Origin of the sequence: Fulvimonas soli, from assembly GCF_003148905.1 — a bacterium.
Lineage (GTDB): Bacteria > Pseudomonadota > Gammaproteobacteria > Xanthomonadales > Rhodanobacteraceae > Fulvimonas > Fulvimonas soli.
The window spans coordinates 21,183-35,954 of record NZ_QGHC01000005.1 but is presented as its reverse complement, the minus strand read 5'-3'; the positions used below and the strand labels follow the sequence as shown (position 1 = coordinate 35,954).

Below are 14,772 nucleotides of genomic sequence, written 5' to 3'. Positions count from 1 at the left end.
GAGCTCCCCACGTGGCCCGCCAGAAACCCCTGCAGCTGTACCGCAACATCGGCATCATCGCGCACATCGACGCCGGCAAGACCACGACCACCGAGCGCATCCTGTACTACACCGGCAGGAAGCACCAGATCGTGGACGTGCACGACACCAAGGAGGGCAAGGGCTCCACCACCACCGACTACCTGGAACAGGAGCGCAAGCGCGGCATCACCATCCAGTCCGCGGCGGTGTCCGCCGAGTGGAAGGGCCACCAGATCAACCTGATCGACACGCCCGGCCACGTGGACTTCACCATCGAGGTGAACCGCTCGCTGCGCGTGCTCGACGGCGCGGTGGTGGTATTCGACGGCGTGGCCGGCGTGGAGCCGCAGACCGAGACCAACTGGCGCCTGGCCGACCAGTACAACGTGCCGCGCCTGTGCTACGTCAACAAGATGGACCGCATCGGCGCCGACTTCGCGCACTGCGTGCAGGGCATCCGCGAGCGCCTGGGCGCCGACGCGCTGCTGTGCCAGGTGCCGCTGGGCAGCCACGACGAGTTCGTCGGCATGGCCGACCTGGTGGCGGGCGTGGGCTACCTGTGGAAGGGCGACGACAAGGACAGCCCGTGGGACACCGTGCCGCTGGAGGAGATCCCCGCCCGCGTGGACTTCTCCGCCGCCGCCGACCGGCAGTGGGTGGCCGACCTGCCGCGGCTGCGCGTGGAGACCATCGAGCGCGCGCTGGAGATGGACGACGCCGCGTTCGAGAAGCTGCTCGAGGCCGGCGACGTCGAGGCCTTCATCCGCGGCGGCGACTTCAGCGTCGAGCTGCTCAAGCGCTGCATCCGCAAGGGCTGCGTGGCCGGCGCGCTGGTGCCGGTGCTGTGCGGCTCCTCGTACAAGAACAAGGGCGTGCAGCAGCTGCTGGACGCGGTGGTGGACTACCTGCCCTACCCCGGCGAGAACGGCGGCATCGCCATCGTCGACCAGGACGGCCACGTGACCGGCGAGCAGGGCGTGGTGGACGACGCCCCGGCGCGCGCGCTGGCCTTCAAGGTGATCAACGACCCGTTCGGCACGCTCACCTTCTGCCGCGTCTATTCCGGCGTCATCAGGAAGGGCGACACCCTGCTCAACGTCACCCGCAACAGGAAGGAGCGCATCGGCCGCATCGTGGAGGTGCAGGCCAGCGCCACCCGCGAGATCGAGGAGGTGCGCGCCGGCGACATCTGCGCCTTCGTCTCGCTGAAGGAGACCGAGACCGGCGACTCGCTCAGCGACCCGGCGCACCCGGCGCTGCTGGAGCGCATGCGCTTCCCCGAGCCGGTGATCAGCGTGTCGGTGGAGGCGAAGAACCGCAACGACGTCGACAAGCTCTCCACCGCGCTCTACAAGATGGTCAAGGCCGACCCCTCGCTGCGCCTGGAGGTGGACAAGGAGACCGGGCAGACCGTGCTCAAGGGCATGGGCGAGCTGCACCTGGAGATCACCATCGACCGCATGCGCACCGAGCTCGGCGTGGACGCGGTGATGGGCAAGCCGCGGGTGAGCTTCCGCGAGGCGTTCGGCCAGGCGGTGGAGCACACCTACACGCACAAGAAGCAGACCGGCGGCTCCGGCCAGTTCGCCGAGGTGAAGATGATCTTCGAGCCGGGCGAGCCGGGCTCGGGCGTGGTGTTCTCCGACGAGGTCGTCGGCGGCCGCGTGCCGCGCGAGTACATCCCGGCGGTGGAGCACGCGGTGCGGACGGAGTCGCGCGAGGGCCAGGTGGCCGGCTACGAGGTGGTGGACTTCAGGGCGCGGCTGGTGGACGGCAAGTACCACGACGTGGACTCCTCCGCGCTGGCCTTCGAGATCGCCACCCGCGCCTGCTTCCGCGAGGCGCACCGGCTGTCCAGGCCGAAGCTGCTGGAGCCGGTGATGAAGCTGGAGGTGGTCACCGAGCCGGCCTACCTGGGCGACGTGATCGGCGACATCAACCGCCGCCGCGGCACGGTCAGCGACCAGGGCCAGCGCGGCACGCAGGCCTACGTGCAGGGCTTCGTGCCACTGGCGGAGATGTTCGGCTACATCAACTTCCTGCGCTCGGCGACCAGCGGCCGCGGCACCTTCACCATGGAGTTCGACCACTACCAGGAGGTGCCGGCGGGCATGGTGGAGAAGCTGATGGAGAAGGAAGCCAGGTAGGCCGGCACGCCCGGCGCCGGGGCCGCTCTTTTTTCAGGTTCGCGGAGCCTGGCCGCGGCACGGCCCGGGACCACGGTGCCCGGCGCGCCGCGGTCCCGGCGCCGGACGTTCCCGGGCCCGCCGGGAAGGCCCCCGCCCGATCCACGCTACAATGCGCGGTTCGCATCGCCCCCGATCCCGCCCCATGTCCACCCACCTCGCCGAAACCCGCCGCCGCCGCACCTTCGCCATCGTCAGCCATCCCGACGCGGGCAAGACCACGCTGACCGAGAAGCTGCTCCTGTTCGGCGGCGCGATCCAGATGGCCGGCAGCGTGAAGGGCCGCAAGGCCGCGCGCCACGCGACATCCGACTGGATGGCGCTGGAGAAGGAGCGCGGCATCTCGGTCACCTCCTCGGTGATGCAGTTCCCCTACGAGGGCAAGATCGTCAACCTGCTCGACACGCCGGGTCACGCGGACTTCTCCGAGGACACCTACCGCGTGCTCACCGCGGTGGACTCGGCGCTGATGGTGATCGACTGCGCCAAGGGCGTGGAGGAGCGCACGATCAAGCTGATGGAGGTGTGCCGCCTGCGCGACACGCCGATCATGACCTTCGTCAACAAGCTCGACCGCGAGGGCAAGTCGCCGATCGAGCTGCTGGACGAGGTGGAGTCGGTGCTCGGCATCGCCTGCGCGCCGGTGAGCTGGCCGATCGGCATGGGCAAGCGCCTGAAGGGCGTCTACCACCTGCTGCTGGACGAGGTGCACGTGTTCGAGCCGGGCCGCAACTTCACCCGGCAGGATTCGACCATCTTCAGGGGCCTGGACGCGCCGGGCCTGGAGGCGGCGATCGGCGCCGAGGCGCTGGCCGAGCTGCGCGAGGAACTGGAACTGGTGCAGGGCGCCTCGCACCCGTTCGACCTCGACCAGTACCTGGCCGGCCGGCTCACGCCGGTGTTCTTCGGCTCGGCGGTGAACAACTTCGGCGTGCAGCTGCTGCTGGACTTCTTCGTCGAGCACGCGCCCGGCCCGCGCCCGCGCGCCACCACCACGCGCGAGGTGAGGCCGGAGGAGGACAAGCTCACCGGCTTCGTGTTCAAGATCCAGGCCAACATGGACCCGGCGCACCGCGACCGCGTGGCCTTCATGCGCGTGTGCTCGGGCACCTACAGCGCCGGCATGAAGATGATCCAGGCGCGCACCGGCAAGGAGGTGCGCATCGCCAACGCGCTCACCTTCATGGCCAGCGACCGCGAGATCGTGGAGAGCGCCTACCCGGGCGACGTGATCGGCCTGCACAACCACGGCACCATCGCCATCGGCGACACCTTCAGCGAGGGCGAGCCGCTGTCCTTCACCGGCATCCCCAACTTCGCGCCGGAGCTGTTCCGCCGCGCGCGCCTGCGCGACCCGCTGAAGATGAAGGCGCTGCAGAAGGGCCTGGCGCAGCTGTCCGAGGAAGGCGCCACGCAGTTCTTCCGCCCGCTGATGAGCAACGACCTGGTGCTGGGCGCGGTGGGCGTGCTGCAGTTCGACGTGGTGGCCTACCGCCTCAAGGACGAGTACGGCGTGGACGCCGCGTTCGAGCCGGTGGGCGTGGTCACCGCGCGCTGGGTGCACTGCGACGACGCGAAGAAGCTGGAGGAGTTCCGCGAGAAGAACGCGAACAACCTCGGCATCGACGCCGCCGGCGAGCTGGTGTACCTGGCGCCCTCGCGGGTGAACCTGCAGCTGGCGCAGGAGCGCTGGCCGCAGGTGCGCTTCTCGGCCACGCGCGAGCACGCGGCCTCGGTCGAGGTCTGACCTTCGTCTGGCCCGCGGGAGCGCTGTGGAAGCGGCACCCGGCCGGCGGCGGCGCTTTTCCCGGCCGCGTCCTGCCGTTTCCCGACGATCGCGGCCGGAGGCCGCCCTTCCGCGCCCCCACCCCACGCAGGCCGGGACGCAACGGCAACGAGATAGGCGCCAGGAACGCGCACTGCTAGCCTAGCCGCGCCACCCAGGGGAACCCGCGCATGCAGACCGGAGCCGCCGTCGCCTTCGCCACGCCAACCGACGCGCCGCGCTGGCGGCGCTGGCTGGTCTACTCGCCGCCGGCGCGCATCGTGATCTTCGCACTGGCTTTCGCGGCGCTGGGCTGGCTCGCGGGGGCGCTCGGCCACGCCACCTTCGCCCCCGGCGGCACGCCGCCCTCGGCGCCGCTGCGGGTGGCGCTGTACCTGACCGGCTTCGTGCTGCCGGCGCTGCTGGCCTACCTGTTCCTGGTGCGCACGGTGGAGCGGCGCGCCGTCGACGAGCTGGCCTGGCGCAGGCTGCCGCGCGGCCTCGCCGCGGGCGCGCTGGCCGGCGCCGCGCTGTTCAGCGCCGTGGTCGGCGTGCTCTGGCTGGCCGGCAGCTACCGCGTGGCCGGCGCCAACCCGCAGGCGCACTGGCTGCAGGCGCTGCTGACGGTGGGCCTGGGCGCGGGCATCGGCGAGGAGATCATCACCCGCGGCGTGCTGTTCCGCATCGTCGAGGAAGGCCTGGGCACCTGGTGGGCGCTGGCAATCTCGGCGCTGTTCTTCGGCGCCGCGCACATCTTCAACCCTGGCGCCACGGCGTGGAGTTCGGCGGCGATCGCCATCGAGGCCGGCATCCTGCTCGCCCTGCTCTACCACGTCACCCGCTCGCTGTGGCCGTGCATCGGCCTGCACGCGGCGTGGAACTTCATGCAGGGCACGGTCTACGGCATCCCGGTGTCGGGCACGCGCGCGGACGGCTGGCTGGTGTCCAGCCGCGGCGGGCCGGACTGGCTGAGCGGCGGCGCATTCGGCGCCGAAGCCTCGGTGGTGGCGCTGCTGGTGTGCTCGTCGCTCTCGGCGGCGCTGCTCGCGGTCGCGCTGCGCCGCCGCTCGATCGTGCCGCCGGCCTGGCGCCGGCGCGGCTGAGCCCTCAGCGCCCGCCGCGCGGCGACACCCACATGTCGATGCGGGCGCGGAACACCTCCTCGCCCGCGTCGTCGCGCACGCTCACGCGCACCGGCCAGGCGTAGCCGGCGGGCGCTTCCGCCGCCGGGGCCTCCGGCGTGGCGACGGCGTGCATCGCGCCCCTCGCCTTGGCCAGGTATTCCACCGCCATGCCCTTGGGTATCCAGCGCATCGAGGCGGGGATGGTGGCGTCGGTCATCACGCCGGCGCCCAGCTCGGCGAGGTTGCACAGCGCGATCGCGTGCACGGTGCCGATGTGGTTGTGCACGCGGCGGCGGTCGCGGATGCGCACCTCGCAGCGGCCCGGCTTCAGCGCCACGAAGCGCGGCGCGATGGTGGCGAAGTACGGCGCCTTCCAGCAGATCAGGCGCGAGTACAGCCAGCGGCCGCCGGGCAGCGGCGCCAGCCGGCGATAGAGGGCAAGCGCAGGACTCACCGGACGTTGCTCCACGATGGATCGCCGGCCGCCACCGGATCGCGGGCGCTCACGCCACCCTCCCCAGCGCCAGCGGCAGCGCGAACAGCACGGCGCCGAGCGCGAACAGCGCCGTCAGCACGTGCAGCGGCAGGACGTTGTAGCGCAGGAACACGAACTGCTCGGCCAGCCGCCCGGCCCAGAACAGCGCCATGCCCGCCAGCAGCGCGCGCCCCAGCCGCGTCGCCACCAGCTCGTGCGGCAGCCAGAAGCACAGCGCGGCCACGCCGAGCAAGACGTAGATCAGCCGCAGGTTGAGGATCTGCACGACCGCGCGCGTGGCGAGGTTGGTCCCGCGCAGCGCGGCGGGCCAGTCGAACAGCTTCCAGAACGCCAGGTGGAACGCGGCGAAACCCAGGCTGTGCGCGCCGCACAGATAGACCAGGGTTTCGCCGCGCATGGCCGGGCCGCCTAGGCCGCGTCGGCCAGCTTCCTGCGCTCGTCCGCGCGCGTCACCGCCGCGCGCAGCTCGGACGGGTCGAAGTCGTCCACCGCGATGAACTCGGCCACGCCGTCGCGCACGCGCTTGAGCAGGTCGTGCTCGGCCTGGCTGATCACGCCGGCCTGCAGCGCCTCGGCGAGCTGGCCGTCGTACTCGTGCGCCTTGAACTGGCCGGCCTTCTGCGCCTTGAGGAACTTGCGCTCGACCGGCTCGGCGGCGATCACGTCGGGCAGCAGCGCGTTCATCCGGCCCACCGTGTTGTTCGGCGTGGGCTTGAGGTAGACCCAGTCGACCAGGCGGTCGCGCGCCTCGTTGGGCGCGGTGAGCAGCGCGGCGACGCGGCGGCCCAGGCGGTCGGACGGCGGCACCTCGCGGCGGCCCAGCGGGAACACCAGCGCGCGCAGCAGCCACGCCACCGGACGCACCGGGAAGTTGCGGATGGCGCCGTCCAGCGCGTTCTGGATCAGCCACATGCACTCGTGGAAGCCCCAGGCCAGGAACGGGCGGTCGGCCTCCGGCCGGCCGGTGTCCTCGTAACGCTTGAGCATGGCGCTGGCGACGTAGAGGTAGCTCAGCACGTCGCCCAGGCGCGCGGAGAGCTTCTCCTTGAACTTCAGCTTGCCGCCCAGCACGCCCATGAACACGTCGGCGCACAGCGCCAGCGCGGCGGAGTAGCGGTTGAGCTTGCGGTAGTAGCGGCGCGTGTAGGCGTCGCCCGCGGCCTCGCCCATGCGGCCGCCGGACAGGCCCATCGTGAAGCTGCGCACCGCGTTGGAGAGGCCGAAGCCGATGTGCCCGAACAGCGCCTTGTCGAAGCTGCGCAGCCGCTCGCCGTAGTCGGCGATGGACAGCGCCTGCATCTCCTTGAGCACGTACGGATGGCAGCGGATCGCGCCCTGCCCGAAGATCATCAGGCTGCGCGTCATGATGTTGGCGCCTTCCACCGTGATCGCGATCGGCACGCTGGACCAGCCGCGCCCGGCGTAGTTCTTCGGGCCGAGCTGCACCGCCTTGCCGCCGTGCACGTCCATGGTGGCGCCGGCCACCACGCGCGCCCACTCGGTGGCGTGGTACTTGGCGATCGCCGAGGGCACCGCCGGCTTCTCGCCGCGGTCCACCGCGGCGGCGGTGGCGCGCGACAGCGCCGCGGTGGCGTAGGTGAGGCCGCCGATCCGCGCCAGCGCCTCCTCCACGCCCTCGAAGCGGGCGATCGCCAGGCCGAACTGCTTGCGCATGCGCGCGTAGGCGCCGGTGGCGGCGGCCGAGGCGCGCATCGCGCCGGTGGCGTTGGACGGCAGCGAGATCGCGCGGCCCACCGACAGGCACTCCACCAGCATGCGCCAGCCGTGGCCGGCCATGTGCGGCCCGCCGATCAGCGTGGACAGCGGCGCGAACACGTCCTTGCCGTGGATCGGGCCGTTCTGGAACGGGATGTTGAGCGGGAAGTGGCGGCGGCCGATCTGCAGCCCCGGCGTGGAGCGCGGCAGCAGCGCGAGGGTGATGCCCAGGTCCTCCTGCCCGCCCAGCAGGTGCTCCGGGTCGTACATGCGGAAGGCCAGGCCGATCACCGTGGCGATCGGCGCCAGCGTGATGTAGCGCTTGTCGAAGGTGAGCCTGACGCCCAGCGTCTCGACGCCGTCCACCACCTGCTTGCAGACGATGCCGTAGTCCGGGATCGAGGTGGCATCGGAGCCCGCGTAGGGGCCGGTGAGCGCGAAGCAGGGAATCTCCTCGCCCACCGCCAGGCGCGGCAGGTAGTAGTTCTTCTGCTCGTCGCTGCCGTAGTGCAGCAGCAGCTCCGCCGGGCCCAGCGAGTTGGGCACCGCCACCGTGGAGGACACCGTGGCCGACATGGTGGACAGCTTCTGCAGCACCGCCGAATGGGCCAGCGCGCTGAAGCCCAGGCCGCCGTACTGCTTGGGGATGATCATGCCGAAGAACTTGTTCTTCTTGATGAACTCCCACACCTCCGGCGGCAGGTCGGCCAGCTCGTGGGTGATCTGCCAGTCGTCGATCATCGCGCACAGCTGCTCCACCGGGCCGTCGAGGAAGGCCTGCTCCTCCACGCTCAGCTCGGGCCTGGGCTGCTTGAGCAGCTCGTGCCAGTCCGGCTTGCCGGAGAACAGCTCGCCCTCGAAGCCCACCGTGCCGGCCTCCAGCGCGGTCTGCTCGGTCTCCGAGAGCTTCGGCGTCACCTTGGCGAACAGCTTGAGCAGCGGCGCGGTGATCTGCCGGCGGCGGAAGCCGTCCAACAGCAGCGGCACCGCGACCAGCGCCTCGACCAGCAGCAGCACGACCGTGGTGGCCGGCGCGTGGGCCAGCAGGCCCACCACCAGCGTGGCCGCCGGCGCGACGATCGCCCAGGTGCGCAGGCGGGTGCGGTGGTAGGCGCAGGCGCCGGTCGAGATGAGCGCCGCCAGCAGGGTGAGTATCACGGACATCTCGGCATCCTCGTTGCGGTTACGCTGCGCCGGCGCCGCGCGCGGCGCCGGCCGGATTCGGTTGGGCGGGATCGAGCGACTCGACGAAGCGTGCGATCTCGCGCGTGAATGCGTCGTTCGCGTCGCCGGCCAGCATGTGCGTGGCGTCGGCCACCTCGACGTGGCGCGCGTGCGGCACCAGCGCCAGGAACTCCTCCACGGTGGCGCGCGAGACCACGTCGCTGCGCGCGCCGGAGAGCAGCAGCACCGGCACGTCCACCCTGGCGGCGGCGGCGAGCAGGCGCGGCTGGTAGCGCTCGCTCTCGCGCACCACGCCGCCGAGCAGGGCCGGGTCCCAGTGCCAGCGCAGGCGGCCGTCCTCGCCCTGGCGCAGCAGCGGACGCAGCTGTTCCTCGCTCTTGCGCTCGCGGCGCTGCGGCAGGTAGGCGGCGATCCGCTCGGCCGCCTCGGCGTAGTCGGAGAAGCCGTCCGGGTGCGCCTGCATGAAGGCGAGGATGCGCTCCACCCCGGCCGACTCCCAGCGCGGCGTGATGTCCACCAGCACCAGCGCGCGGAACGGCGCGGGCCGCACCTCGCCCGCCACCACCAGGCCGAGCAGGCCGCCCATCGAGGCGCCGACCAGCACCGGCGGTTCCGGCTGCGCGCCGGCCAGGCGCAGCAGGTCGTCGGCGAACTGCTCGATGTGGTAGTCGCCGCCGGGCACGCGGCCGCTCTCGCCGTGGCCGCGGCTGTCGAAGCTCACGCAGCGGCAGCCGCGCGCCGCCATCGCCGCCGCCGCGCCGTTCCAGGCGCCGCGCGTCTGGCCGAAGCCGTGGGCGAACAGCAGGGTCGGCGCGCCGCCGGGCCGGCGCGTTTCCACCGCCAGGCGCACGCCGTCGGCGGCCGGGAAGAAGGTGCGGGAGGCTGGGGCTTCGGCGATGACCATACGCTTGAGTATGGATTGCCGTCGGGGCGTCGTCAATACGATGCCGGACGATGCCGGCGGGCTTTGCCCATCGCGGCCGGAGGCCGCTCCCACAAGGCTTGCGGCAACCTTGTGGGAGCGAGCGGCCTCCGGCCGCGATCCCCTCGTGCCGCAACGCCCGGCCACTCCATTCATACGAAAGCCCCGCCGCCCCAAGCGCGCATTGCAAAGCCGCCCACTGGGGCTACCATGCGCGGATGAATGCAAGCACCAAACCCGAACGCACCCGCCTTTCCGCCGAGAGCTGGGAAGACGCCGCCCTGGAACTGATCGCCGAGCAGGGCGTGGGCGCCCTGGCCGTGGAGGCGCTGGCGCGCCGGCTGGGCGTCACCAAGGGCAGCTTCTACTGGCACTTCCGCACCCGCGAGGCGCTGCTGCAGGCCGCGCTGGAGCGCTGGGAACAGTATGGCGAGCGCGAGGTGATCGCGCAGATCGAGGCCATCCCCGACCCGCGCGTGCGCCTGCCCGAGCTGTTCCGCCGGGTCGCCCACGAGCTGCAGCCGCACCGCGTGTACGCCGCGCTGCTGAAGGCGCTGGACCACCCGCTGGTGGTGCCGGTGATGGCGCGCGTGTCGCAGCGGCGCACCGAGTTCCTCACCGCCGCCTTCCGCGAGGCCGGGCTGCCGCCGAAGGAGGCGCTCAACCGCGCCCGCCTCACCTACGCCGCCTACGTCGGCTTCCTGCAGCTCAACTTCACCCTCGGCCTGCCGCGGATGAGCCACGAGGACTTCGACGCCTACGTCGAGCACATGATCCGCACCCTGATCCCGGCGGCCTGAGCGTCCGCCGCCGCCCTGGCCACGGGCGACGAGCACGGGCGGTTCCCGCCGTCATGCCGGCGCAGGCCGGAATCCGGCAGCGACCACGCTTGCTCCCCGCTTGCCGCAGAGGATCGGGGTTCCGGCCTGCACCCACGGCTGCCGGGGGACAGGCTCGATGCGCTGCGACGCAGGGCTGCCCGGCTGGCGCCATGGCTCCCGCCGCCATCCCGGCGCAGGCCGGGTTCCGGTAGCGACCCGCCCCATTCAAGCCATCACTGGACGACCGCCGCGCCCCCTGGCGGGTCGTCCGCTACGCCGGCGGCCTTCGCGCCACGCGCCCGTCCGGCCCGCGCCGGAACCACGGCCGGACAAGGCGAACGCGGCCTCGGCACGGCGCGGAACGCACCGCCGCCTTCCCCGTGCTGCGCCGCGCCTTGCCATACCAGTTGACGTAAACTAGCGTGCATATTCCTTTTTTCCCTAAGACCTTAGAGGAACGCGATGGCTAGCAAGCTGGAAACGCTTACGCGCTGGGTGGACGAGGTGGCGGCCCTGACCCGGCCGGCCCGGGTCCACTGGTGCGACGGCTCGGACGCCGAATACCGGGCGCTGGTGCAGCAGATGCTGGCCACCGGCGACCTGATCGAGCTGAACCAGGACACCCACCCCGGCTGCTACCTGCACCGCTCCCACCCTTCCGACGTGGCGCGCGTCGAGCACCTCACCTTCGTCTGCACGACCGACCGCGAGAACGCCGGCCCGAACAACCACTGGATGGCCCCGGCCGAGGCGCACGCGAAGATCGACGCGCTGTTCGACGGCTGCATGGAAGGCCGCACCCTGTACGTGATCCCGTACTGCATGGGCCCGATCGACTCGCCGCTGTCGCGCTGCGGCGTGGAGATCACCGACAGCCCCTACGTGGTGGCCAACATGCGCATCATGACCCGCATGGGCGCCGCCGCGCTGGCGCGCATCGAGCGCGAGGGCGCGTTCGTGAGGGGCCTGCACTCCACCGGCGAGCTCGACCCGGAGCGCCGCTTCATCATGCACTTCCCGGAGGAGCTGGCGATCAAGTCCTACGGCTCCGGCTACGGCGGCAACGCACTGCTCGGCAAGAAGTGCCACGCGCTGCGCATCGCCAGCTGGCAGGCGAGGACGGAAGGCTGGCTGGCCGAGCACATGCTGATCGTCGGCATCGAGAACCCGCAGGGCCGGACGCACTACGTCGCCGCCGCCTTCCCCTCGGCCTGCGGCAAGACCAACCTGGCCATGCTGATCCCGCCCGAGGGCTACCGCCGCGACGGCTGGAAGGTGTGGACGGTGGGCGACGACATCTGCTGGATGCGCCCCGGCGCGGACGGCCGGCTGTACGCGATCAACCCGGAGGCCGGCTTCTTCGGCGTGGCGCCGGGCACCAGCACCGCCACCAACTCCAACGCGCTGAAGTCGATCGCGCGCGACACCATCTTCACCAACGTCGCCCTCACCGCGGACAACCAGCCGTGGTGGGAGGGCCTGCCCGGCACGCCGGCCGTCGACTGGCAGGGCCGCCCCTACGACCCGGCCAACGGTCCCGCGGCACATCCCAACTCGCGCTTCACGGTGAGCGCGAGGCAGTGCCCCACCTGGTCGCCGCGGGCGGAAGACGCGCAGGGCGTGCCGATCAGCGCCATCGTGTTCGGCGGCCGCCGCCCCTCGCTGCTGCCGCTGGTGATGGAGGCGCGCGACTGGGCGCACGGCGTGCTGATGGGCGCCACGATGGGCTCGGAGACCACCGCCGCGGCCACCGGCGCGGTCGGCGTGCTGCGCCGCGACCCGATGGCGATGAAGCCGTTCTGCGGCTACCACTACGGCGACTATTTCACGCACTGGCTGTCGTTCGACCGGCCCGGCGCGAAGCTGCCGAAGGTCTTCCACGTCAACTGGTTCCGCAAGGGCGCGGACGGCCGGTTCCTGTGGCCGGGCTTCGGCGACAACCTGCGCGTGCTGGAATGGATGATCGCCCGCGTCGAGGGCCGCGCACGCGGCGTGGAGACGCCCGTCGGCATCCTGCCGGAGCCGGGCGAGCTGCGCGTGGACGGCCTGGCGCTGGCGCCGGGCGCGCTGGAGGAACTGCTGGCCGTGGACGTGCCCGGCTGGCAGGCCGAGCTCGACGCGATCGGCGACTACCTGGAGAGCTTCGCCCCGCGCCTGCCCGCGCGCCTGCGCGCGGAACGGCGGCGCGTCGCCGCCGCGCTGGCCGACGACGAACCGCTCGCCGCCCGCGCCTGACCCACACCGCCGCCGCCACTCCCTCTCCCCTGCGGGGAGAGGGCCGGGGTGAGGGGCCATGCCGCCGCACGCTCCCCCGGCGAAGCGCCAGCGCCCGACCCGGCACCCGCACATCCTCGAAGCAAGCCGGGAGCACGGCGGGTTCATCGTTGTGCGATCACCCCATCCGCAAGCCACGGCCTCGCCCTCACATTTGCTCGCCACGCACCGCGGCACCATCCGCCACGCCGCGCCTTTAAACGCTCCTCCCCGCCCCCGCATCCAAGCTGGCAAGATGGAAGCCGCCTGCCTCGCCACCGGAAGCCCCATGCCGACGCCCACCGTTGCGTTGTCGCCCGATGCGGATGACGCGCGCGCCGCGGCGGCGGGGGACCGGCAGGCGTTCCAGCGGCTGTACCGGCGCCACGCGGACCGCATCTACGGCGCCGTGCTGCGCCTGGCCGGCTACGACCATGCGCGCGCGGAGGACCTGACCCAGGATGCCTTCGTGCGCGCCTGGCAGAAGCTCGGCGAGTTCCGCCACGAGAGCGCGTTCGGCACCTGGCTGTACCGCCTGGCGGTGAACGTGGCGCTGATGGACATCCGCGCGCGCGGTGCCAGCCCGGTCGGCTTCACGGACGAGGAACTGCTGCCGGAGCATGGCGAGACGCCGTTCTGCGCGGCCGAGCGCGAGGAGCTGGAACGGGCGATCGCCCGCCTGCCCGCCCGCGCGCGCGCCGTGCTGGTGCTGCACGACATCGAGGGCTGGCGGCACGAGGAGATCGGCGCGGAGCTGGACATGGCGGTCGGCACGTCGAAGGCGCAGCTGCACCGCGCGCGCGGCCTGCTGCGCAAAGTCTTGGGAGCATCGTCATGAACGAATTCGAATGGCGCCGCCAGCTGCGCGACCTGCGCCGGCCGGTCGCACCGCGACGCGACCTGTGGCCGGACATCGAGGCCACGCTGGGCGGCCTCGACGCACCCGCCGCGCGCGCGGCCTCGCGCGCCCCGCAATGGCTGGCCGCGGCGGCCGTCGCGGCCCTGAGCCTGCTGTCGGTGGGCTTCGGCCTGCTGCAGTCGCGCCGGGCGGCGGAGCCGGGCCTCGCCACGATGATGGCGCCGGCCGCGCGCGCGGCGTGGAAGCCGAGCGACCCGCGCCTGGCCGGCGCCGCGATCGAGCTGGACGCCGCCCGCCTGGAACTGCGCCAGGCGATGCGCCAGGCGCCCGACTCGACCGCGCTGCAGCGCCTGCTCGAGCGCACCGAACAACAACAGTCGCGCCTGCGTCATCTCGACCAGGCGGGCTGACCCACGGGGAATCCGCATGAATACCACCACCCGCTACCTTCCGCTGCTGCTGTGCCTGTGCGCCGGCCAGGCGCTGGCCGACACGCCGATCGACCTGCGCCACGCCGCCACGCCCGACGCGCGCGTCTCGATCGGCAACATCAAGGGCTCGGTCAGCGTCACCGGCTGGGACCGCAACGAGGTGCGGGTCACCGGCCGGCTCGGCGACGGCGCCAAGCCGCTGGAGATCACCGGCGGCGACAGCAGCCTTTCCATCAAGGTGGAGGCGCAGGGCAAGTCCGGCTGGTTCGGCTGGGGCAGCGACAGCGCCATGGGGCCGAGCACGCTGGAGGTGCGCGTGCCCAGGGGCGCGTCGCTGGACATCGACGTGGTCAGCGCGCCGCTGGACGTCGACGGCATGGACGGCGGGCGCATCGAGATCAATACCGTCAGCGGCAAGGCCCGCGTCAACGCGCGCACGCCCTCGCTCAGCGTGAACAGCGTGAGCGGCACGGTGGAGCTGGCCGGCCACGCCGAGCGGGCCGACCTGGAGACGGTGAGCGGCGACATCCTGGCCCCGTCGCTGGGCGGCGAGGCCGAGTTGCAGACGGTCTCCGGCCGCATCCAGGCCGCCGGCGGCCCGTGGCGCAAGTTCAGCATGAGCACGGTGTCCGGCGACACGCAGCTCGCCGGCGGGCCGGCACCCGGCGGCAGCATGGACATCGACAGCATGAGCGGCGACGTGCAGCTCGCCCTGCCGGCGAACGTCTCGGCGCGGATCCACGCCAGCAGCTTCAGCGGCGACCTGCGCAGCGACTTCGGCAGCGCCAACCACAGCGAGCACGGCCCGGGCAGCGAGCTCGACGCCACCGTGGACGGCGGCCAGGGCCGCATCCACATCGAGACCTTCAGCGGCGACCTGCGCATCCGCCGGCAGGACTGAGCGTCCCGCCCGGCGCAAACGGAAACGCCGTCGCGCGGGCGACGGCGTTTTTCTTGCGCGGCTGCGGCGACCACCGCGCGCGAGTCCAATGC

Annotated in this window: 12 protein-coding genes; 8 read left to right on the top strand and 4 right to left on the bottom strand. The window is 72.2% G+C overall.

Going from position 1 to position 14,772, the window contains the following annotated elements:
* The first annotated feature begins 11 nt into the window (after window positions 1-11).
* The 3 genes from fusA (at window position 12) to C7456_RS07445 (ending at window position 5,075) form a co-directional block, all read left to right on the top strand.
* On the top strand, window positions 12-2,168 hold the full coding sequence (fusA, locus tag C7456_RS07455) for an elongation factor G (protein ID WP_109723123.1): 2,157 nt from the start codon (window positions 12-14) through the stop codon (window positions 2,166-2,168).
* A gap of 184 nt (window positions 2,169-2,352) precedes the next feature.
* The gene (locus C7456_RS07450) at window positions 2,353-3,954 is read left to right on the top strand and encodes a peptide chain release factor 3 (RefSeq protein ID WP_109723122.1); all 1,602 of its coding nucleotides are present in this window, start codon (window positions 2,353-2,355) and stop codon (window positions 3,952-3,954) included.
* A gap of 209 nt (window positions 3,955-4,163) precedes the next feature.
* Window positions 4,164-5,075 (top strand): CPBP family intramembrane glutamic endopeptidase, encoded by a 912-nt coding sequence (locus C7456_RS07445; RefSeq protein ID WP_109723121.1) that lies wholly within the window; start codon window positions 4,164-4,166, stop codon window positions 5,073-5,075.
* A 4-nt stretch (window positions 5,076-5,079) separates the two neighbouring features.
* Here C7456_RS07445 and C7456_RS07440 read toward each other — a convergent pair whose 3' ends face one another.
* The 4 genes from C7456_RS07440 to C7456_RS07425 are packed head-to-tail and all read right to left on the bottom strand — an operon-like array spanning window position 5,080 to window position 9,397.
* Window positions 5,080-5,550: a hotdog fold domain-containing protein gene (locus C7456_RS07440; RefSeq protein ID WP_109723120.1), complete on the bottom strand. Its 471-nt coding sequence runs from the start codon at window positions 5,548-5,550 to the stop codon at window positions 5,080-5,082.
* 49 nt (window positions 5,551-5,599) lie between these two features.
* Window positions 5,600-5,989: a hypothetical protein gene (locus C7456_RS07435; RefSeq protein ID WP_109723119.1), complete on the bottom strand. Its 390-nt coding sequence runs from the start codon at window positions 5,987-5,989 to the stop codon at window positions 5,600-5,602.
* 11 nt (window positions 5,990-6,000) lie between these two features.
* Entirely contained in the window at window positions 6,001-8,472 is a 2,472-nt protein-coding gene (locus tag C7456_RS07430; RefSeq protein ID WP_109723118.1) for an acyl-CoA dehydrogenase, read from the bottom strand.
* A gap of 19 nt (window positions 8,473-8,491) precedes the next feature.
* A complete protein-coding gene (locus tag C7456_RS07425) occupies window positions 8,492-9,397 on the bottom strand; it encodes an alpha/beta fold hydrolase (RefSeq protein ID WP_109723117.1) in 906 nt (301 codons plus the stop codon).
* Window positions 9,398-9,633: 236 nt separating this feature from the next.
* Here C7456_RS07425 and C7456_RS07420 point away from each other — a divergent pair, with 236 nt between their 5' ends.
* From C7456_RS07420 to C7456_RS07400, 5 genes are all read left to right on the top strand, one after another.
* Entirely contained in the window at window positions 9,634-10,215 is a 582-nt protein-coding gene (locus tag C7456_RS07420) for a TetR/AcrR family transcriptional regulator (RefSeq protein ID WP_109723116.1), read from the top strand.
* Window positions 10,216-10,698: 483 nt separating this feature from the next.
* On the top strand, window positions 10,699-12,471 hold the full coding sequence (locus tag C7456_RS07415; protein ID WP_109723115.1) for a phosphoenolpyruvate carboxykinase (GTP): 1,773 nt from the start codon (window positions 10,699-10,701) through the stop codon (window positions 12,469-12,471).
* A gap of 307 nt (window positions 12,472-12,778) precedes the next feature.
* The gene (locus C7456_RS07410; protein WP_109723328.1) at window positions 12,779-13,327 is read left to right on the top strand and encodes an RNA polymerase sigma factor; all 549 of its coding nucleotides are present in this window, start codon (window positions 12,779-12,781) and stop codon (window positions 13,325-13,327) included.
* Window positions 13,324-13,758: a hypothetical protein gene (locus tag C7456_RS07405; protein ID WP_109723114.1), complete on the top strand. Its 435-nt coding sequence runs from the start codon at window positions 13,324-13,326 to the stop codon at window positions 13,756-13,758. Before C7456_RS07410 ends, C7456_RS07405 begins: the two co-directional genes overlap by 4 nt.
* Before the next feature lie 16 nt (window positions 13,759-13,774).
* Window positions 13,775-14,680: a DUF4097 family beta strand repeat-containing protein gene (locus C7456_RS07400; protein ID WP_109723113.1), complete on the top strand. Its 906-nt coding sequence runs from the start codon at window positions 13,775-13,777 to the stop codon at window positions 14,678-14,680.
* Window positions 14,681-14,772: the final 92 nt, after the last annotated feature.

Excerpts from the sequence above, each read along its gene's own strand:
- C7456_RS07435 (WP_109723119.1), bottom strand. The coding sequence starts at position 5,989 with ATGCGCGGCGAAACCCTGGTCTATCTGTGCGGCGCGCACAGCCTGGGT.
- C7456_RS07405 (WP_109723114.1), top strand. The coding sequence starts at position 13,324 with ATGAACGAATTCGAATGGCGCCGCCAGCTGCGCGACCTGCGCCGGCCG.
- C7456_RS07450 (WP_109723122.1), top strand. The coding sequence starts at position 2,353 with ATGTCCACCCACCTCGCCGAAACCCGCCGCCGCCGCACCTTCGCCATC.
- C7456_RS07415 (WP_109723115.1), top strand. The coding sequence starts at position 10,699 with ATGGCTAGCAAGCTGGAAACGCTTACGCGCTGGGTGGACGAGGTGGCG.
- C7456_RS07445 (WP_109723121.1), top strand. The coding sequence starts at position 4,164 with ATGCAGACCGGAGCCGCCGTCGCCTTCGCCACGCCAACCGACGCGCCG.
- C7456_RS07400 (WP_109723113.1), top strand. The coding sequence starts at position 13,775 with ATGAATACCACCACCCGCTACCTTCCGCTGCTGCTGTGCCTGTGCGCC.
- C7456_RS07420 (WP_109723116.1), top strand. The coding sequence starts at position 9,634 with ATGAATGCAAGCACCAAACCCGAACGCACCCGCCTTTCCGCCGAGAGC.
- C7456_RS07410 (WP_109723328.1), top strand. The coding sequence starts at position 12,779 with ATGCCGACGCCCACCGTTGCGTTGTCGCCCGATGCGGATGACGCGCGC.
- C7456_RS07425 (WP_109723117.1), bottom strand. The coding sequence starts at position 9,397 with ATGGTCATCGCCGAAGCCCCAGCCTCCCGCACCTTCTTCCCGGCCGCC.
- C7456_RS07430 (WP_109723118.1), bottom strand. The coding sequence starts at position 8,472 with ATGTCCGTGATACTCACCCTGCTGGCGGCGCTCATCTCGACCGGCGCC.